The sequence below is a fragment of the Microbacterium sp. HSID17254 genome, from assembly GCF_003989315.1.
Taxonomy (GTDB): domain Bacteria; phylum Actinomycetota; class Actinomycetes; order Actinomycetales; family Microbacteriaceae; genus Microbacterium.
In genome coordinates this window covers 18562-37654 of sequence record NZ_RBLT01000024.1, presented here as the reverse complement: position 1 = coordinate 37654, position 19093 = coordinate 18562, and the positions used below count along the sequence as shown (strand labels likewise).

Sequence of the window (19093 nt, the reverse complement as noted above, 5' to 3'; positions counted from 1 at the left end):
GCTCCTCAACGCATCGACAGAACTCGATTGATCGAGAATCCTCGATGTATCGACGAATGTCAATGTGACGTGCCAGAATCGTTCCATGCCCACGACGCTCCCACTCCTCCCGACCGACGCGGCGGCGTGCTGCTCGCCCGTCACCGGCGGGGTGCTGACGCCCGACGAGGCCGAGCGGATAGCGCGCACGTTCAAGGCTCTGGGTGACCCCACGCGCGTGAGACTTCTCTCCCTGATCGCCGCATCCAGCGACGGTGAAGCATGCATCTGCGACCTCACCGAGCCCGTCGGACTATCCCAGCCGACCGTCTCCCACCACATGAAACTGCTCGTCGATGCGGGCCTCGCCACCCGCGAACAGCGCGGCCGCTGGGCCTACTACCGCGTCGTTACCGACCCCCTCGAACAGGCCTCTCGCGCGCTGAGCCCGTGAGCGGCGTCCTCATCCGGTCGATGACCACCGCCGACTGGGCAGCGGTGGAATCCATCTACCGAGAAGGCATCGCCACCGGCAACGCAACGTTCGAGACAGACCCGCCAACGTGGGGCCAGCCTTCGACTCAGGGAAACTCACCGTCGGGCGGCTCGTTGCCGAGGACACCGCCGGTTCGATCCTCGGAAGGGTCGCCGCCTCACCCGTGTCATCTCGCGAGGTGTACCGCGGCGCTGTCGAGCACTCGGTCTATGTCGCGCACGAGGCTCGCGGGCACGGCGTCGGCGCCGCACTCCTCGACGCCTTCCTCCAAGCCGCCGACAGCGCCGGCATCTGGACCATGCAGTCCAGCATCTTCCCCGAGAACCCCGCCAGCCTCGCCCTCCACGACCGCGCCGGCTTCCGCGGCGTGGGACACCGGGAACGCATCGCTCTCATGACCTACGGCCCCTGGACTGGACAGTGGCGCGACACGATCCTCGTCAAGCGGCGCCACCCTCGCTGACCGCGTGCCGAAAATCCGGGCCGAAACAGCCTGTCCCGCAACCTTGGTTTCAATACGGGAGCCGTTTACAGCACGCCGCGATGAGGCGCCGTACGTACGTCCCGCGAACGATTGTTTTCGGCCGGGGCGTCCCGACCGAATGGCTTATGGCTCAGCGATCCGGTGTTCCGTCTTCGCTGATACAGTCGTTTTGACATGATCCGCCCTCTCCGCGCGCGCCCGTACAGGCCGGCGAGCAGGGAGCGGCTGATAACGAGGATCATTACTGCGGTCGGCCTAGCCGTGCTCTTGACTGCGGGGGCCTGGCTCGGCGGAAGCCACCTGGATGCGCCGGACAGCTCCGAGCACGTGTCGGTGATGCTGGCTGCTTTAGCTGCTGATGCTCCAGCCTCGGAGCAGGTTGGCGACCCGCCTTCCGGTGACGGGTTTGCAGCCCAGTTCACGGACGCAGCGACAGTCGGTGGCGTTGGTTGCTTGATCGGCGTGCTCTGCTGCGTGATTCTGTTCATCGTGGGCCGAGCGTTCCGCGTTGCTAGGGCGACTTCTCGGGAGACGACCGTCCTGCTCCGCCCGGTGAGGCCGCTGCCGGCGGACGCGCGTGCGGACGTCCCATCGCTGTCCTTGACGCAACTTTCCCTTTCGCGCACCTGACGAGCGCTCCTTCGAACGCCAGCAGCTTTGTGTGGTGGCGTGCTCCTGGCATTCCGTACGGGAGCTTTTAGAGAGTCATTCGTGTCAAGGAGTGTCTATGAAAACGTGGGTAAAGGCGACGCTCGTCGCCGCGGTCGTAGCTGTTCTGCTGATTGTGGCAGGCGTCGTTTATGGGCTGAGCAGTCAGGGGGTTCCATCGGCCGGCACGGATGAGAGCGGTCCGCAGGTGCAGAGGGAGAACTCCCACGTCCTGGATGATGGCGGCGAGGGCGCGGTGACAGTGGTGGAGTTCCTGGACTTCGAGTGTGAGGCGTGTGGCGCGTTCTACCCGCTGGTTGAGGATCTCCGGGCGCAGTACGCCGGTGAGATCACGTATGTCATCCGCTACTTCCCGTTGCCCGGTCACTTCAATTCGAAGAATGCGGCTATCGCTGCGGAGGCGGCCGCACAGCAGGGGCAGCTGGAGGAGATGTATCACCGGTTGTTCTCGACGCAGGCGCAGTGGGGCGAGGCGCAGGAGTCCCGAGCTGACCTGTTCCGCGGATTCGCGGAGGAGATGGGCCTGGATACGGCGGCGTACGACGAGGCCGTAGCGGACCCGGCGACGGCGGAGCGGGTGCAGTTTGATTTCGCCGAGGGCGAGGCGCTCGGCGTCAGCAGCACCCCCTCATTCTTCATCGATGGGGAGCCGGTCACGCTAGAGGCGTGGACGGACTTGGGAGACCGCATCGATTCCGCCGTGAACGGCAAGCGGTGAAGCCGCCGCTGGAGACCCGCAGTTTCGCGGGCCACATTTAGTCGCCGAAAGGAAGAATGATCATGGGTGCAGGTCATAGCCACGCGTCGGGAACGTCCCGTAAGCGGCTGGTGGTCGCCTTTTCGATCACACTGTCTGTTTTTCTCATCGAGGTAGTCGGTTCGGTCCTGACTGGCAGTCTCGCGCTTCTGGTGGACGCGGCGCACATGCTCACCGATGTGATCGGCCTGGCGTTGGCTGTGACGGCTGCGCATCTGATGAACAGGGCACCCACTCCCCGTTATACGTTTGGGTTGCGACGCGCCGAGGTCCTTGGCGCTCTCGCGCAGGCGACCTTGCTGTTGGGTGTGGGCTTGTTTGCCCTGGTCGAGGGAATTCGCCGACTGTTCGAGCCTCCCGATATCGCATCGGGAAGCCTGTTGTTCTTCGGAATCGTGGGGCTCGTGGCCAATATCGCGTCTCTGCTCGTCCTGATGGGTGGACGCGGGCTGAACCTCAACATGCGGGCTGCGTTCCTCGAGGTCGCCAACGACGCGCTCGGCTCCGTCGCCGTTATCGTGAGCGCCATCCTGATCGCCGCTCTCGGCTGGTATCAGGCGGACGCAGTCGCCGGGGTCGTCATCGCGATACTGATCATCCCGCGCACTGTCGTCCTGTTGCGCGCCTCCGGGCGCATGCTCCTCGAATCCACTCCTCGCGGCCTGGACCTGGACGAGGTACGCCGACACATTGTTGAGCTTCCCCATGTGGTCGCCGTCCACGACCTGCACGCCAGTCAGGTGTCTACCGACCTCCCGACGCTGAGCGCTCACATCGTCATTGATGACACCGTGACCATGGACGCCTACGCGGCCTTGTTGCGATCGCTGCAGGAGTGTGTGGCCGAGCATTTCCCGGTGAGTGTCGAACACTCCACTTTCCAAATCGAACCCGAATCGCACACTGGAGAACACTTCACCCATGCGTAACAACGCTTCCCGCACCCGCCGAATCGCCCTGGCGGGGCTCGTCATCGCCGCCATCAGTGTCCTCGGCCTCGCCTCCCCGGCCGCCGCTCACGACGGGTTGGTCTCCTCCTACCCCGAGGCTGGCGGCACTATCCCGAACTCGCCGGACGAGATCACTCTGACCTTCAGCGCGGAGCTGACCAATCTAGAGGGTGCAACAGATATCGAGGTTCTCAACGACCAGGGAACCAATGTGGCGGTCGATGCGCCCGCGGTCAGTGGCACCGCCGTCACCCAGCATCTGTCCCCGGATGCCGGCGGCGGGTTGTTTACCGTCCGGTGGAAGGTGGTCTCCAGCGACGGTCACCCCACCAGCGGCGAGTACTCGTACTCGGTTACGGCCAGCACCCCTCCCGCCGCGACCTCACCAGCCATCCCCACCCCGGAGCAGAGTGCCCAGCCCAGCTCGAGTGCGACACCGGAACCGAGCACTTCACCCGCGGAGTACGGAGGCACAGCGTCGGGCGGCGCAGCGATGGGCGACGGGCTGTTGCTGCCGTTGATGTTCGTCTCCTCGCTCATTCTGGTCCTGGGCGTGAGCGCGGCCGGGGTGATCCTCGCCGGTCGCGCCCGTCGGCGACGCGACCGTGCAGAAGGGGAAGCTGGGGCCGGTGAAGAGTGAGCGTCTGCGGCGGTCCGCTCTCGCGGCCATCGTCGCCGCGATCGTCGTCTTCATCGACCAGGCCACGAAAAGCATGGCACTCAGCGAGCTGAGCCAACGCGAGAGAATCCCGCTCCTCGGGGATCTCCTTGGTCTGCAACTCGCGTTCAACCCTGGCGCCACCCTGTCCTTCGGCGCCTCCGCCACCGGTCTGCTGACTGTCTTCGGTATCGCCGTCACGGTGATCCTGGGTATCGCTGCTGCCCGCGCAGGGACCACTCTCGCTGCGATCGGGTTCGGTTTCCTCGTGGGCGGAGCACTCGGCAACCTCATCGACCGCTTGTTTTCCCCACCCAGTTTCGGGGTGGGGCACGTCACGGACTTCCTCGCCTACGGGGATCTCTTCATCGGCAACATCGCCGACATCGCGCTGGGGGTCGGGGCCCTCCTCCTTCTGAGCGCCGCGTGGCGCAGCCGAGAACCCCGCCACCCCGATCCGCCGAAACCAGCCAATCATCTGGCACAAGAGACGACATCACTATGAATGCGACGCAGAAACCCGCATCCCCCTATCAGCGAAACGCTCTCGCGCCCGGGCTGATCGCCGCAGCCATCCTCTTCCTGGCCCCAGCCCTCATCCGGGCGAACTGGGCACCCCTGGTGTTGTTCGTCGCATCCATCCTCGCCCTGATCGTGGGATGGTTCGCTATCCAGGCGCGGCACTGGTGGTGGGTGCCGGTATTCGCCGCGATCGCTGTGCTCTGGAACCCGGTCATGCCATTCCCGTTCTCCGGCGACATCTGGGCCATGGCGCAACCGGCCGCAGCCGTGGTGTTCCTGGTCGCAGGTGGCACGATCAGGGTGGTCCGGCAAGATCCCCTACGATGACCGACTGGCTACCCGTCGAGCCCCCTACGCTCGGGGCGTTGGTCGCGTTCCGCCCTGGACCGTTTCCGCTGCTTCCGGTGCTCGCGGCTGTGCTCGCGGTGCTGTATCTGGCCGGGGCAGTTCGGCTGTGCAGGATGCGACGCCGCTGGCCTGTGTGGCGCGCCGTCAGTTTCCTCACCGGCTGCGCGCTGCTCGCCGCGGTGACCGGTCTCGGGGTGGAGGCGTACGGCTATGCCCTGGTGTCGGTGTTCATGTTCCAGCAGCTCACCCTCATGATGACCGTGCCCCCACTGCTGGTGCTCGGCTCCCCGGGGACGCTGCTTCTTCGTGCCACACCACACCACGGTCTCGGACGACACGTTCTGCATTTCACGCATCGCGGTTTGCGGAGTCGCGTCGTCGGCTGGGTGCTGAGTCCCTGGTGCATCATCCCGCTGTATCTGTTCGCGTTCTACGGCCTCTACCTGGCGAACGCGGCTGACGGGATCCTCACCCAACCCGGAGGGCATCTCATCCTAGAACTGGTATTCCTCGCCGCCGGTGTGCTGTTCACCATTCCCGTGCTTTCCTCCGACCCGTTACCGGTCCGATTGGGACACGGCGCCCGCGCTCTCGACGTGTTCGCCGAGGCCGCCCTCCACGCGTTCTTCGGCGTGTTCCTCATGATGGGGAGCACAATCCTCGTCGCGTCTTTCGTCACTCCCACCCTGGCCCTGGGCCTGGATCCGCTCGAGGATCAGCGGCTTGCCGGTGGGCTGGCGTGGTCGTACGGGGAAGCTCCAACCGTGTTGATGCTGCTGTACGTCATGCACCGCTGGTTCCGGGAGGACAGCGCCTCCGCGGCCGCCACCGATCGCTACGTCGACACCCACGGGAACGCTGATCTCGACGCCTACAACGCCTATCTGAACAGACTGAGCGCCCGTGATCCGGAACCCTGAACCCGCCACACACGGATCTCCTCAGGCGGCACCGTCCTCCGTTGCTCGGCCAGCCGCGAAACGAACCATCCCAGTACCGGGCGCTGTCGTTGTAGCCGCGGTCGCCGGGTTCTGTCTGGACCTCGCCTACCCGGAGACGGGATGGTGGCCTCTGGCGTTCGCCAGCGTCACCGTCAGCTTGTGGCTGCTGCGCGGTCGCTCCCTCCCAGCCTCATTCGTCATCTCCCTCACCTACGGGGCCACGTTCTACGTCACCCACCTCTCGTGGGTGTCCACCTTCCTCGGGCCTTTGCCTTGGGCGGCGCTGTCAGGACTGCAGGCTCTTCTCTTCGCTGCAGGCGGCCCCCTCATCACGCTGGCATATCGCTACAGTCGCGGACGACTGTGGGCGCTTGCGCCCGCGTGGGTGGCGGGAGTCTGGGTGCTGCGGGAGACCGTAATGGGTACCTGGCCGTACGGCGGCTTCCCGTGGGCCCGCCTCGGCGTCGTTCTGGTCGACACCCTGTTTGCCGAGGCGGCCTCTTGGCTAGGAACAACCGGGCTATCGTTCCTGATCGTCTTCCTCTGCGCTGGAGCCTTGGACGTGGCGCTCCGGCGACGCCTGAGCCACCTCGTTGCCCTCACGCTGATCGGCGCCGTCGCCGCGCTCGTCCCCGCATTCCCGACCACCTACATTGGTGATCTACGCGTCGGGTGGGTGCAGGGTAACGGGCCCAGCGCATACTTCGATCCCCGATCGGAAGGCGACATCTTCGATGCACAGCAGACCGCCACTACATCGCTGATCGGTGAGGACCTCGACCTCCTGGTGTGGCCGGAAGGATCGGTCGACAGCGACCCGCTCCGCGAAGCCGATACTGCCGAACGCTTGGACGCCCTCACCCAGACGATCGGGTCGCCGCTGCTGGTGAACTCAGCCACCACACGGGAAGGCTTGACGTTCAACACCTCTCTACTCTGGACCGGAACCACCGCCCCACAGGCGTACGACAAAGCCAACCCGGTGCCCTTCGGGGAGTACGTGCCCGACCGTTGGTTCTACGAGCTCCTCGCCCCAGACCTCGTCGGCATGATTCAAAGGGAATACACGCCGGGCACCAACCTTCCTGCGATGAGTGTCGCGGGCTCGCGCGTCGGCCTCGCAATCTGCTTCGACGTCATCTACGACCGGGTCATTCACGACAGCGCTGTGAAGGGTGCGGAGGTTTATGTGTTCCAAACCAACAACGCCGACTTCCGCGGCACGGACGAGAATTTGCAACAACTCGCCATCGCCCGCATGCGCGCCCTCGAAACCGGCCGCACCGTGGTGAACGTCTCCACCACCGGCACCAGCCAAGTCATCCGCACCGACGGAACAACCGCCGCCGCCGTCCCCGCAGACACTGCGGCCGCGAAGGTCAGCAGCGTTCCACTGCACAGGGGGATCACGCCGGCTGTCATCCTGATGCCCTGGATCGGTCCCGCGATAGGCGGACTGAGCGTATTGATGTTGATGCTCTCGATAGCAGAGCGGCGCCTTCGCTCACGGTCGCCTCACGTTAGATCGAAGTGAACGGTATTCCAGACGAAACCCATTGAACGCGACCGCGTAATTGGTCACTTATCGCTGTATAGTCATCTTGTGCTGACTATTGCTTCTCGTCTCGATGTGATGAATCGTCTAGGTCGCGCGATGGCGGATCCGTCGCGCTCGCGGATCTTGCTCACGCTCTTGGACGCGCCTGGCTACCCGGCGGAACTTTCACGTGATCTCGGTCTGACGCGCTCGAATGTCTCCAACCACCTAACGTGTCTGCGGGGGTGTGGTCTGGTCGTTGCGACGCCGGAAGGGCGTCGTACGCGCTACGAGATCGCCGACGCACATATCGCGGTGGGCCTGCGGCACATGCTGGAAGCGGTCGTCGCCGTCGACGCGGGCGTTCCGTGTGCGGACGAGAAGTGTGAGTGCTGCGCGTGAGTGAGGAGTGCTGCGGCCCGGATGAGCCCCGCAAGCCCCATACCGCCGGTGACGCGTGCTGTGTTCCCGAGCCGGTGCAGACTACCGTGCCCCCGGCTCACGAGGAAGGCGACGCGTGCTGCGGCCCAGCCCTGCCGTCCAAAGACAGCACGGGCGACGATGAACACGAGGTCCGTCCGCCGTGGTGGCGCGACATCGCCCTGCTCCCGTCCGCACTCTCTGGCCTGTTCCTGAGCGCCGGCTACGCGCTGGAATGGGCGGGTATCGAGATCCCCGCGCTCGTTCTGCAGTGGGCTGCTCTGCTGGCCGGGGCATATACGTTTGTTCCCGGTGCGATCCGCCGGCTGCTCCGGGGTCGGCTCGGCGTCGGGCTGCTGATGACCATCGCCGCGATCGGTGCGGTTCTGCTCGGCCACGTCGGTGAGGCTGCGACATTGGCGTTCCTGTTCTCGCTGGCGGAAGCTCTCGAGGACCGCGCGATGGATCGGGCGAAAGAGGGTCTGCGTGCGCTGCTGTCCCTGATTCCCGAGACGGTGCGTGTCTCTCGTCTCGCTGGTGACACGACGCTCCCGGTCACGGATGTCCGTGAGCTTGACATCCTCATCGTCGGGGCGGGTGAGCGCGTCGCCACCGATGGTGTTGTCGTCGAAGGCCGATCAAGCCTGGACACCTCGCCGATCACAGGAGAGTCCATCCCTGTCGACGTGTACCCCGGCAGTGCGGTCGCGGCGGGCTCGGTGAATGGTGCATCGACGCTGCGGATCGAGGCGACCGCGGATGGGCGCGACAACTCGCTCACTCAGATCGTGTCCCTCGTGGAGCAGGCCCACGCACGAAAGGGCGACCGCGCACGGCTTGCTGACCGGATCGCCCGCCCTCTCGTGCCCGTGGTGCTGATCGCAGCGGCCCTCGTCGCCGTGTTCGGGTTCGTCGTGGGAGATCCGTCGACGTGGATCGAGCGTGCACTCGTTGTTCTGGTCGCGGCGTCTCCCTGTGCTCTTGCGATCGCGGTGCCGGTCACGGTGATCAGCGCTATCGGTTCCGCGTCGAAGTTCGGCGTCGTGATCAAGTCCGGGGAGGCGTTCGAGCAGCTCGGCACCATCCAGGCAGTCGCGCTGGACAAGACCGGCACCCTCACACGCAACGAACCGACCGTTGTCGACGTGCGCCCCGCAGGCGGCATCTCACGCGACGAGCTGCTGACCTGGGCGGGAGCAGTCGAAGCGACAAGCAGCCACCCTCTCGCTGCCGCGATCACCGCGGCCGCACCCAGTTCAGCTGCGGCCGTGGACGTGGTCGAAGACGCCGGCCACGGCATCACCGGCCGCGTCGACGGCACCCTGGTCCGCGTCGGCAACGTCCGCTGGCTCGCCCCCGGCGTAGTCGCCACGGCCGCTGACGAGATGGCCGAAGACGGCATGACCGTGGTCGTCGTTGAAGCGGACGGCACAATCGCGGGTCTCATCGGCATCCGTGACGAGCTGCGCCCCGAATCCGCAGAGACCTTACGGCTCCTGCAGGATGCCGGGATCAGGATCACAATGATTACCGGCGACAACCAGCGCACCGCCCGTGCGATCGCCGCGCAGGCGGGCATCACCGACGTCCGCGCAGAGCAGCTGCCCCCGGACAAGGCCGCGGTCATCGAACAACTCGCAGCCGGGCGCCCAACGGCCATGGTCGGTGACGGCATCAACGATGCCCCCGCCCTTGCGACCGCGACCGTCGGGATCGCCATGGGATTGAAGGGGTCGGCTGCGGCGATCGAGTCCGCCGACGTCGCCTTCACCAGGAACGACCTGCGACTGATCCCTGGCGCCCTCGCCCACGCCCGTCGCGGCCGCCGCATCATGACCGCGAACATCGTGCTCGCCCTCGCGATCATCGTCGTCCTCTTCCCACTCGCGCTCTTCGGTGTGCTCGGGCTAGCCGGCGTGGTCCTCGTGCACGAGATCGCAGAAGTGTTCGTGATCCTCAACGGCGTTCGTGCTGCGCGGCGCCCTGCAGCCCTGCGCGCCCTTGCAGCAACGCCCGAATCCGTCCGCGTCTGACCCACCCGACCTCGACGACAACCGCGCCACCGATCTGGAGATAGCCATTCAGGCGGCTCTTCGAGGCTGAACAAGTCACCCGTCGGCGACCCATCAGTGGGCGAGCCACCCTGCTGCGCGAAGCGAGAGACCGCGAACGCTTCGAAGCGGGGCGGTAGCACCGGAAGCGGATCGATTCGCCAGCTACATAGTCGGCCGAGTTTCCCGCAAGGGGCTGTCCCTCTATCGAGCGACGGGCCGACGATGAAGCTCACGACGAAAGGAGCAACATGCCTACCGGAGACGTTGAGACCTTCCACGAGGACGGCGCATGGCACAACCGCGTGACCGGCGACAGCTCGACCACAGGCGGCCCGCATCAGACGAAAAAGGATGCCGTGGCCGCGGGGCGTGACCTCGCGAGGGAACGTAAGGTTGAGCACATCATCAAGAACGAGAACGGGCAGATTGCGGAGCGCAACAGCTACGGCAACGACCCGCGAGACGTGAAGGGCTGAGCTGTGCCCCTGCCGGCCGGGCTGCGTCCGCCGCTAGGCGTGGCGTTGGCCCGGCCGGTGGAAACGGTCCCGGCCGCGGATGCGCTGCCCGGCGGGGCGAGGTATGAACCGAAGTGGGATGGATTTCGGCTGCTGCTCGTGGTCGACGACGACATCACTTTGTGGTCGAGACAGGGTAAGAACCTCACCCGCGCCTTTCCCGAACTGGTAGCGGCGGCCGCGCAGCTTCCCAACGGTGTCATCCTCGATGGTGAGGCCGTGGTGTGGTCGGACGACCGCCTGGACTTCGATGCGCTGCTGCGCCGCACGAACGGCAGCTCCAGCACCGTCGCAAAGCTCTCCCGCGCACAGCCGGCATCGTATGTGGCCTTCGACATTCTCGCGATCGCGGATCGTGACGCACGCGATCTACGCCTGGACGATCGGCGCACGTTGCTCGAAGAGTTGGCGCGGGAGTGGTCTCCGCCGCTGAACCTCTCTCCTGTCACCGCGGATGCTGCGGAAGCCGCACGGTGGTTCCGTGCGCTCGTGGCGTCGGGGATTGAAGGGCTCGTCGTCAAGGGCGGGGCACAGCCCTACGTCGGCGGCGATCGAACGTGGGTGAAGGTGAAACACCATGACACGCTGGACGTCATCTGTGCCGCCGTGATCGGATCGCGCGAGCGTCCCGAAGAACTCGTGGTCGGGCTGCCGATAGACGGCGAGCTGCGGATCGTGGGCCGCTCGGCACGCCTGGCGGCGAACACGGCGCGGAAACTGGGCCGACTGCTGCAGGAGCCTGCGGCATCTCACCCGTGGCCGCAGGAGGTGAAGCCGGGAGCCCTGAGCCGTTTCAACCGATCAGGACGAGAGCCGGTACGACTGACGCTCGTGCAGCCGCTGGTCGTCGAGATCTCAGCGGACGTGGCGATGGCGGGCCAGTCCTTCCGCCATGTCGTGCGGTTCGTCCGCGCCCGGCCGGAGATCCCCGTCGCGGAGGTCGAGCCCTCCCGCTGATCCAGGGTCACCAGACGTCGGTCGGCGCCGAAATGCGCTGGCACGCTCCCTGCCATATCCAGCACCGCAGCGTCTCATCGTCGATCGTCACCTCGACGCCCACGGCATCCGCGGTCCAGCGCTTCACCTGCACGACGCAGCGCACGTTCGTATCCCCGAACTGCAGCCACGCGTGACCCCATAGGCGCGTTTGCTCGGGAACGATCGTGAGAGGCTGCCCGTGCAACCGCAGCTGGAGTGCGTCGAGGGTACGCAACGGCCCGCGCTTGCGAGCCTCGCGCAGCTCTCGCTGTTCGCCCCTCTGCGCCGGCAGATGCGGGTAGCGCTTGTTCGTTCCCACCGCTACATCGTGGCGTCAGCAGCGGACGTTCGGGGTTTCGGTTAGCCGGCCCTATCGGTCCATCCCGCGATAACGTGTCCTCTGACGCTTGGCAGCGTCACGTGCAACCCGGGTGGCTTCGGCGTCGCGGGCGGTGCAAGCCGTGGCTTCCGCGGCTCGCGCGCTCTGCCGCTTGCGGGCAGTCTCGGTATCGCGCGCCCGTCGTTGCGTCCGATGAGCTGAAGACACGCGGCGGCGATCGATTTCTTCTGTTCGGCGTGCGAAAATCGTCACTGTAGTCGGACGAGCTGCGCAGGATCTTCAATCGCGACATCGCGTCCACTAACTGCAGGCGGTGCCGCCGAACTGCACCCCTCCGTGGTGTTCGTTGGCGCCCAGCCGGGAGTGGTGGGTACAAGGCTGCTCAGGCCGCGCTCTGAAGGGATGGATCGCTCGCCGTGAGTGAAGCGGTCGAAGTGGTCCTCCGTCAAAGCGCCCCCGATCTCCGATAAGGGTGCTCGAAAGTCGGGGAGGGTAGCGCGAGAGAAAAGTATGATCGCGTTCATGGTCTCGTCGGACACTGTCGATCTCACTCGTCGTCTCACCGCCGCCCTCGGTCCGACTCTCGTTTCAACGCTGGCAGGTTCCAGAGACACGCGAGCTGCGCTCAGTTGGAGCGAGGAAGGTGGGAACCGTCCTAGCCAGGACGCACTCCGGCGCCTCGAGTGCGCCGACGCGGTCTGGCGCACGGTTAGCGGCGCCGAAGGTGACCAGGTGGCCCGGCTGTGGTTTGTCGGCGCCAATCCGTTTCTTCATAATGAGGACACTGCGATCACTGCGATCCGTGACGGCCGATTCGATGAAGTCATCGGTGCTGCTCAGGCGCTGGCGGACGATTCATTCACGGGGTAGGCGGCTGCGATCGGTCGTTGTCGACTAGCGCTCGAAGTGCCGCCCGCATTTCGACTCGAGCTGCTTCTGGCGACAGGTTCCCAGCTAGTATTCGCCGAACGCGATCGACCTCCTCGCGGGCCAGTCGATGACCTCCGAGCTGGTGCCCAACCTCGATCGCAGCCAGCACTCGTCGCGCTTGTGGATCCAAAGACGAGTCATTGTTCATTGCTGTCCTCTGAGAATTGATAGCGAGCCCGCGACCCCGGGGGCACTGCCCACGAACGATCTCGTCATCGCTTTGGCGGTCGTCGCAATCTGAGTCGATGTTCGGCCCAGGCCACCTCAAGTCACCTGTCTGCAATTGAGGCGATGACTGCCGCAACCCGGTGAGGGTCGCGGTGGCCGAGCAACCACTGTGCTGGAGTTAGGTGCCTGAGTTCGAGGGACGGGTCCGTCATGAATGCATAGACACGGTCAGCCGGCCAGGACTTTGGGAATGCCTGTCCTACCACTGCGATGCCCTCGACAACCGTGCAGAATCTGTCGAACTGCCACACCGGATATCGACGTTTACGGTTCACGAGGAAGTAGTAGAGGGAGCCCTGCTGCGCGCGCCGTCGGACCTGGCGCAGGCCGATCATCAGGAAGTCGGCTGTTTCGTCATCGCTCCAGGAATCGATGACGGCTTCGAGCCGAAGCCGGTATTCGACGCGAAGCCGGCGGTTCGACCTACCGGGCGCTATGGTCTGGGCTGCCGCTGACTCACTGTCGGTGAGCGCCTCGGCGACGGACGTTTCAGGCGGCGCGAACAGATCGCCTGAGGTCTCGAGTACGAGGTCCACCATCGTGTGGAGCAGTGCGTCGACGAGCTTCCAATCGCGCCCAGCTTCCGCCGCGGCCTGCACAAGGCGCGTGAACGATTCGAGAACTGCTTCGATCCCCTCCTGGTCCTGGTCCTGGTCCTGGCGGTGGTCCTGGCCGTTGTCGCGATCGCGACTGCTGTCTTGATATGAGAGGGAACCTCCCTCAGGGTCTTGCGGCGCGCCGGGCACTGGACACCTCCGATGCCTCAAGCGCGTCGGCGACGCGGCGCGGATCGTTTCCGCGCATCAACCAATCGACCGGGGAAACTAAGCCGCCGTCTCCCTCAAGGTGCCGGTTCGGGGTCGTCATGAACGAGTTGATCGTCACTGTTGCCCAGTGCTTTGGGATGGCGGGAACAACGGTTGAGGCTCCCGGCACAACTTTGAATTTCGGGCGCCCGGCGAACTGCCAGGACGGGTACCGCAATTGCGAGCCGCATCCCACAGCATGCAGGTAGCCACGGCGGGTGAGCCGTCGCAAGACAGTCGGAGTCACACGCAGCAGCACGTGCGCGGCGTCCGCACTCAGCGAGTCCTCCGACTCAACGCGGTTCGCCAAGGACTCCCCGGGGCGCTCATGGCTGCTTTCGCGCGCTCGGGTGTTCCGCGCTCGAGACTGCGCGCGGAAGCGCGGACCTACTCTCAGACTCCGCGCCACTTGCTTGTCGTACCCGATATAGCCACGACGACGCCATTCGATGGCTACATGCCGACGGAGATCATTGGCTGCGCGTCGGCGATCCGAAGCGTCCCAATCCGTCGGAAGACGAGACGGTATTCCGCCCGACTCGGGGAGCAAGTGTTCGAAAAGCTCCCGAAACGTAGGTCCCTGCGAGTGGCGACGCCGATACTGGGCTATGAAGATCGCGGCGGCCAGCGCCCATTCGTCAGCTGTGTCGTCGCTTGTGAGCTCCTCGAAGGCGTAGCTCCAGGCTGCGGGCGGGGGGTGCTTTGTGGTTCGCCACCAAGCCGACCATGCCGTTTGTGCCACGATCACCCTCACAATCGCGGTCGCACGCGACGGGCCTGCCCTGCGGTGCGACCGCGGTGTCCGAAGGGCGGGCAGCACACGTGCAGAGTGGAGAGGATCCGGCAGAAGTCGATTGTTTCGTATGGCCACCAAAATTATGGCATACCTGTAAGCCCATACCGGTAAGCAATCCCGGAAACGCTAGAGACGTGACTGGGCGCAGGCGGACGAGCGACGTCGAATGGGCTGTGTTCGCACAGAGCCTCGGCGTGCGCCTCCGCCAGCTTCGGCAAGAAGCTGGATTGAGCCAGGAAGAGGTGGCTTCACGCGCGAACCTCAGCCGTTTCATCTATCGGCAGTACGAGAGCGGTGAGTCGAGGCGAGGCGAGCCGATGAACCCGGCGTTGCGTTCTATCATCGCGATCTCGCAGGTATTCGAAGTGTCGATCGACACGCTGCTTCCGCACCCTTTTCCCGACCTTCGCAGTCGTTGAGCCGCTGCTGTCGGGAGACGGTGACCTGGCCCTCTGCTGAGCTTCCAGAGCGCCAGCAGGACTCTCAGATCGATCGGAGATGTGGGCGCCCGGTGGACCGAAGGGGTGCGGGTGACCGGCGCCCACGTCCGGCAGAGTCCGCAGTATCCACCAACCTCCGGAATCCTGCTTTCTCTGACCTGGCGTTCGGAATGCCCTGCGCATTCGAGGGCACCTGCAACCGCGACACCCTCGCAGGCTCTCAATGAGTCACCGATCGATGTGTCAGACACGCTCTAGGTGGTCGGGGACAACCGGCCGTCTTCGAGCAACGCCGCAACGTACGTGGAGCGGGAAACAGCGAGCGCTTCATACCACTTGACGGCTGTGCGAATGTGTATGCCTGTGAGCGCCGCGAGGATAGTGGGATGGAGCTGGCCGGCCAGCGACGTGCGAGCGCCCCTGCGGGTATTCGCAACGGAAAGCCCTGCCCGATGCAACCTCGAGGTCAAGGTGGTGTTTGCGAGGTGGTACCCCGATCGCGTGCCCGGGAATAGCCAGAAGGTGTCTTCGACGGTGTGCTGTAAGCGCTGAGCTTCTCTCGCCTCCTGGGTTGCCAACGCAACGAGCCCGAGTTCCTCTGGCAGGTAGAGCGTCTCCGGGCCGAGGTCGATTCGCGCCAAGCCGTCCGAAGTGTCGATCTGATCCAATGTGATGCGAACGAGGCGATACGGATCGACTCCGTAGAGCAGCAGCAGCGCTCCCGCGAGCTTCGTCCCCGGCGCGAGAGACGCATCGTGCAGGATCTGGTGTAGCAGCGACTTTCGTTCCTCATCTGCTGGTCCTCCTGGTGTGGGGCCGGGGGGCTTCCTTCGGAAAACCGTCAACTCTCTGGCGAGACCGTTCCGCCTTGCCCACCTCAAGAATCCCGTTACACGATGCCGCTCCGTTCCCGTGAGCGCCCACTCATCGAGTTGCGACTGAGTGATATCGCGTAAGGAGATCCTGCGTTGATCGAACCAGCTCAGCAGGTCGATGACGATATACAGCTCACGTCGGCGTGACGTGGTCCGCGACCCCATGATCGGTGCAGGCAGTGCCTGGAGCTCCCGCACGTGCTTCCATCGTGCGTATTGAATGAACGCCGTTCTCTCAGTTGCGCCAGCGATATTCTCTGCGATGTCTGGTATCCACAGTTCGAATCTCCTCAGGTGGAAATCGACTGGCTCGAGAACTCCGTACTCGACGAGGAGAGAGCGAACGTGTCGCGTTGTCTGATCGACTCCGATGTCGTCGAGAGCTTCGTGCGTGATGGGGGTATCGGCCGAGAGCAGCGTCTCTAGTATTCGAAACGATTTCGTGCTGAGGAAGACATGGAGGTCCTTGCCCGCGGAATGCGCCAACAACCCGTCGCGAACTGCCGTCATCTCAGGGTGGAGTGAAAGCGCTTGCGAGGAGAACAGGGACGCAATGATGTTCCTGATCGTGCATCGGTCGCACAGTCCGGACCGCCGAACTCGTCCACGCTCGCCACACACGGCACAGTCATTGAAACTCGCCGGGTGATGGCGCCAACAGTGGTCACAATATGGCGCCCCGTCGACTCGGGCTATGACAGGACGGATGTTGCCGCAGCCTGCGCATTGATGGCCGGGTTTACGTCGACACGTGGCGCAGAGCGGGTTGCCGAGATCGTCTCGGGCGTGTACTCGGCGCATGGCCCCGCAGCTGAAGCATCGCACGACCTTACGACGGCACTTCTCGCAGACAGCGCGCGATGTGCCTGCGAATCGGCATTCTCCTATTAGGCCGCACCTGGTGCAGGTGTCCACTGCGGCGGCGAGACGGCACGATGAGCAGAGTGGCTCCTTGTCGCGCCATGAAGCTACCGGGCGTAGTTTGTGACAGGAACTGCACGTGCGTAGCCTATCCGGCAGCGTACGAGCACAGGTCTGACATAGCGGTGAGCCGTCCGGGAGTCTGGAAGAGACCGGGGCAATCTTCTTGCATTTGCTGCAGCTCTGCGCCCGTGCCTTCGTGGCGCACGGTGTGCAGGTTCGGCCCTGACTCGTTCGGTTCGGGAGTGGCTTTTCCGTCCGGCACACTGCGCATAGGACGGGAGGTAGGTCAGGAGAGTGTTCTCGCAGCTCGAGGTACAGGCGACCGAGAGCGGGGGTGCCGCTGGCCGGGTTGCTCAGCAGGGCTATTGGGTCGGATGCGAGTTCGAGTGCTACCTGAAGCTGTTTGGCGACGTTCGGAGACGCCGCCTCCAGTGCTCGTTCGACCTCCGAAGCGGTCACAGTGAGTCCGGCAGTTTCCGTCGCGGTGACCGCGATCCTGGTGCGTCTGTCGCAGAGACTGCGCCAGCAGGGTCGGCAGTACGCCAATTCGCCCGAACGCCGCGCGTTGCGGACGCTGTTGCCGCACTCCGCACAGTCGAGAGTCGTGCGCGTAAGCGTCTGGGCACAGGAAGGACACATCCGCGCCGACGCAACGCTAACGAGCGAGCGCTTGGGCGTAGCAGAGCATCTCTCGCAGGCGGGCAGGCGAAAGTGTTGCTGCGACGGGTCCGCTTCCCACACGATTCTGTGTAGCGCGCGTGGCATGCGAACATCACCGCGGATGGGCATAGAGGGATCATCCGTCAATGCAGCGAGCAGGCGGCGCGCCTGTGAGGTGCTGGTCAACACCGCAGTAGTGGCTGCCGCCACTGCGTCTGTGAAGCTCGGCTCGGCGTCGGGCGTAAGGATTGCTATGACTTTTTGGACAAGTTCATCAAGTGGGTGCATCTGGGAGGATTTGGGCTCGTTTGGGCCGCGCGCCGCTGGCTCTCAAGGCCGACGACCCGCCGGGGACATCGGCGTTGAGGGCGGTTCCCGTGCGTACGGAAGGGGTGTTGGCGGCGACTGGGCGGATGAGGTCGTCCGCGCTGCACTTCAAGATGTCCATGAGAGCGACGAGCACGTGGAGGTTGAGCCGGTCGGGCTTCTCAGTGACGAGTCGGTAGACCTGGCTGTAGGACATGTCGACGTCCCGAGACTTGAGCGCCCTCTGGATGTCGGCCGCTTTGAAAAGGCGCGCGGAGTTCATCAGGTCACGTAGGCACCACTCGTACTCGATCACTCTCACGATTTAACCGTGTTCAGGCTCTCCTGTGACCTTTCGAATCGCGTCTCGCATCATGCTGTTCATAAAATCCGATGCGAGGTGCGTGTAGATCGCGGTCGTGGACGCGTAGGTATGGCCGAGTTGTTCCTGGATGAACTTTGCGTCGACCTTCTGCAGCGCGAGGCCTGTGGCATAGGAGTGACGGAGCGAGTGGGGGGTCAGCGAGGGGTCGAGGGACAGCTCGTCCCGATAGAACGCGAAGCGGTCAGCGATGTCACGCGGCTTCATTCGGGTGCCTCTCTCGGTGAGGAATATGGTGTTACCGGAGATCCCCGGCTTCGCGAGGAGCGGCCGCACCTCGCTGAGGTAGTCCTGTAACGCCTCGACAGCCCACTCGTAGAGGGTCGCGACTGTGCGACTCTTCGGACCGCTCCCCTGGGAACCTTTGCCCATCCGAACTTGGACAACGCCGATGTTGCCGAACTGCGGTTGTCTCGGGGATCGGAATAGGTCGGTGATCTCGAGGTGGCATGCCTCATTTGCCCTCAATCCCCATGCGAATATCACTTTAAAGAGAGTGGCGTCTCGGTATGCGAGCGTGGCGCCCTTCCTCTTCTCTGTTAGTCGAATGTCTACTTCCCGATCCGCTCGGTCAAAAAGCAGCTGTAACTCATCCGACGAGAGTCCACGACGCCTGGGGTCGCCATCCACTCCCGGAGTGTGCCGAATGGAGTTCTCTTCGTGCACGATCTGGACCGGGTGCGTGCCAAATCGGTCCTCGCACTCCTCGACCCACGCGTAGTGAGGCGACAACAAGTACTCGCAGAAACCACGGATCGAGTATTGATAGTTGCGGCGCGTGGACAACGCTAGCCCCCGCGCTTCCAGTTCCGACGCCCACTCGTCGAACATCCGCGACGACCAGTTCCAAGGCCACTCGTCTACGAACTCTTGAAACGCGCACACCTGCGACTGGCTGCGAGCTACGAACGCCTTCCGGAGGCCGCGGCCGCCACGCATCTGAGCCCCCCACCCCGCGACCATGCCCGCGAAAACTGTCTCCCGCTCGTGTAGAAACTCCACCCCGGGGGTCAGGTGCAGCTTCGCTGAACCGGGGGGCAACTCGTTCGCGGCCATGAGACTCCTTCCGTTTAACGGTTCAATCATGCGTTAAGCGGA

Annotated in this window: 19 protein-coding genes and 1 pseudogene; 15 read left to right on the top strand and 5 right to left on the bottom strand. The window is 64.5% G+C overall.

Going from position 1 to position 19093, the window contains the following annotated elements:
• Positions 1–85 precede the first annotated feature (85 nt).
• From D8M34_RS13125 to D8M34_RS13065, 13 genes and pseudogenes are all read left to right on the top strand, one after another.
• Complete coding sequence (locus D8M34_RS13125; protein ID WP_025105239.1) at positions 86–433, top strand: ArsR/SmtB family transcription factor; 348 nt, start codon at positions 86–88, stop codon at positions 431–433.
• A 20-nt stretch (positions 434–453) separates the two neighbouring features.
• A pseudogene (locus D8M34_RS13120) lies at positions 454–938 on the top strand (N-acetyltransferase family protein).
• 748 nt (positions 939–1686) lie between these two features.
• Positions 1687–2346 (top strand): DsbA family protein, encoded by a 660-nt coding sequence (locus D8M34_RS13115; RefSeq protein ID WP_085604272.1) that lies wholly within the window; start codon positions 1687–1689, stop codon positions 2344–2346.
• A gap of 62 nt (positions 2347–2408) precedes the next feature.
• Positions 2409–3314 (top strand): cation diffusion facilitator family transporter, encoded by a 906-nt coding sequence (locus tag D8M34_RS13110; RefSeq protein ID WP_025105242.1) that lies wholly within the window; start codon positions 2409–2411, stop codon positions 3312–3314.
• Positions 3307–3975 carry a copper resistance CopC family protein gene (locus D8M34_RS13105; RefSeq protein ID WP_085604275.1) on the top strand — a complete coding sequence of 223 codons (669 nt, stop codon included), beginning with the start codon at positions 3307–3309 and terminating at the stop codon, positions 3973–3975. The genes D8M34_RS13110 and D8M34_RS13105 overlap by 8 nt, the downstream gene beginning before the upstream one ends.
• Positions 3941–4498 (top strand): signal peptidase II, encoded by a 558-nt coding sequence (locus D8M34_RS13100; RefSeq protein WP_231729554.1) that lies wholly within the window; start codon positions 3941–3943, stop codon positions 4496–4498. The genes D8M34_RS13105 and D8M34_RS13100 overlap by 35 nt, the downstream gene beginning before the upstream one ends.
• Positions 4495–4842 (top strand): DUF6804 family protein, encoded by a 348-nt coding sequence (locus tag D8M34_RS13095; protein ID WP_025105245.1) that lies wholly within the window; start codon positions 4495–4497, stop codon positions 4840–4842. Before D8M34_RS13100 ends, D8M34_RS13095 begins: the two co-directional genes overlap by 4 nt.
• On the top strand, positions 4839–5783 hold the full coding sequence (locus D8M34_RS13090) for a cytochrome c oxidase assembly protein (RefSeq protein WP_025105246.1): 945 nt from the start codon (positions 4839–4841) through the stop codon (positions 5781–5783). The genes D8M34_RS13095 and D8M34_RS13090 overlap by 4 nt, the downstream gene beginning before the upstream one ends.
• The gene (lnt, locus tag D8M34_RS13085; protein ID WP_238695659.1) at positions 5767–7338 is read left to right on the top strand and encodes an apolipoprotein N-acyltransferase; all 1572 of its coding nucleotides are present in this window, start codon (positions 5767–5769) and stop codon (positions 7336–7338) included. The genes D8M34_RS13090 and lnt overlap by 17 nt, the downstream gene beginning before the upstream one ends.
• 69 nt (positions 7339–7407) lie before the next feature.
• Entirely contained in the window at positions 7408–7743 is a 336-nt protein-coding gene (gene cmtR / locus D8M34_RS13080; protein WP_029989944.1) for a Cd(II)/Pb(II)-sensing metalloregulatory transcriptional regulator CmtR, read from the top strand.
• Between the two features lie 86 nt (positions 7744–7829).
• A complete protein-coding gene (locus tag D8M34_RS13075; protein WP_085604976.1) occupies positions 7830–9794 on the top strand; it encodes a heavy metal translocating P-type ATPase in 1965 nt (654 codons plus the stop codon).
• A gap of 269 nt (positions 9795–10063) precedes the next feature.
• Positions 10064–10291 (top strand): DUF2188 domain-containing protein, encoded by a 228-nt coding sequence (locus D8M34_RS13070; protein WP_025105249.1) that lies wholly within the window; start codon positions 10064–10066, stop codon positions 10289–10291.
• A 39-nt stretch (positions 10292–10330) separates the two neighbouring features.
• The gene (locus tag D8M34_RS13065) at positions 10331–11287 is read left to right on the top strand and encodes an ATP-dependent DNA ligase (RefSeq protein ID WP_342343179.1); all 957 of its coding nucleotides are present in this window, start codon (positions 10331–10333) and stop codon (positions 11285–11287) included.
• Positions 11288–11294: 7 nt separating this feature from the next.
• Here D8M34_RS13065 and D8M34_RS13060 read toward each other — a convergent pair whose 3' ends face one another.
• Positions 11295–11627, bottom strand: a complete 333-nt coding sequence (locus D8M34_RS13060) for a hypothetical protein (RefSeq protein WP_025105251.1) — start codon at positions 11625–11627, stop codon at positions 11295–11297.
• Positions 11628–12158: 531 nt separating this feature from the next.
• On the opposite strand from D8M34_RS13060, the gene D8M34_RS13055 reads away from it, so the two are divergent.
• Positions 12159–12518 (top strand): hypothetical protein, encoded by a 360-nt coding sequence (locus D8M34_RS13055; RefSeq protein ID WP_025105252.1) that lies wholly within the window; start codon positions 12159–12161, stop codon positions 12516–12518.
• Positions 12519–12847: 329 nt separating this feature from the next.
• On the opposite strand, the gene D8M34_RS13050 is transcribed toward D8M34_RS13055, so the two are convergent.
• On the bottom strand, positions 12848–13552 hold the full coding sequence (locus D8M34_RS13050; protein WP_025104224.1) for a hypothetical protein: 705 nt from the start codon (positions 13550–13552) through the stop codon (positions 12848–12850).
• 990 nt (positions 13553–14542) lie between these two features.
• Between D8M34_RS13050 and D8M34_RS19415 the strand changes: the two genes are divergently transcribed.
• On the top strand, positions 14543–14827 hold the full coding sequence (locus D8M34_RS19415; protein ID WP_025104223.1) for a helix-turn-helix domain-containing protein: 285 nt from the start codon (positions 14543–14545) through the stop codon (positions 14825–14827).
• A 275-nt stretch (positions 14828–15102) separates the two neighbouring features.
• Here the strand turns inward: D8M34_RS19415 and D8M34_RS13040 are convergent, their stop codons facing one another.
• From D8M34_RS13040 to D8M34_RS13030, 3 genes are all read right to left on the bottom strand, one after another.
• Positions 15103–16233, bottom strand: a complete 1131-nt coding sequence (locus tag D8M34_RS13040) for a hypothetical protein (RefSeq protein ID WP_126894221.1) — start codon at positions 16231–16233, stop codon at positions 15103–15105.
• 1348 nt (positions 16234–17581) lie between these two features.
• Complete coding sequence (locus D8M34_RS13035) at positions 17582–17929, bottom strand: helix-turn-helix domain-containing protein (protein ID WP_231729555.1); 348 nt, start codon at positions 17927–17929, stop codon at positions 17582–17584.
• A 9-nt stretch (positions 17930–17938) separates the two neighbouring features.
• Positions 17939–19051: a tyrosine-type recombinase/integrase gene (locus tag D8M34_RS13030; protein ID WP_025104220.1), complete on the bottom strand. Its 1113-nt coding sequence runs from the start codon at positions 19049–19051 to the stop codon at positions 17939–17941.
• Positions 19052–19093: the final 42 nt, after the last annotated feature.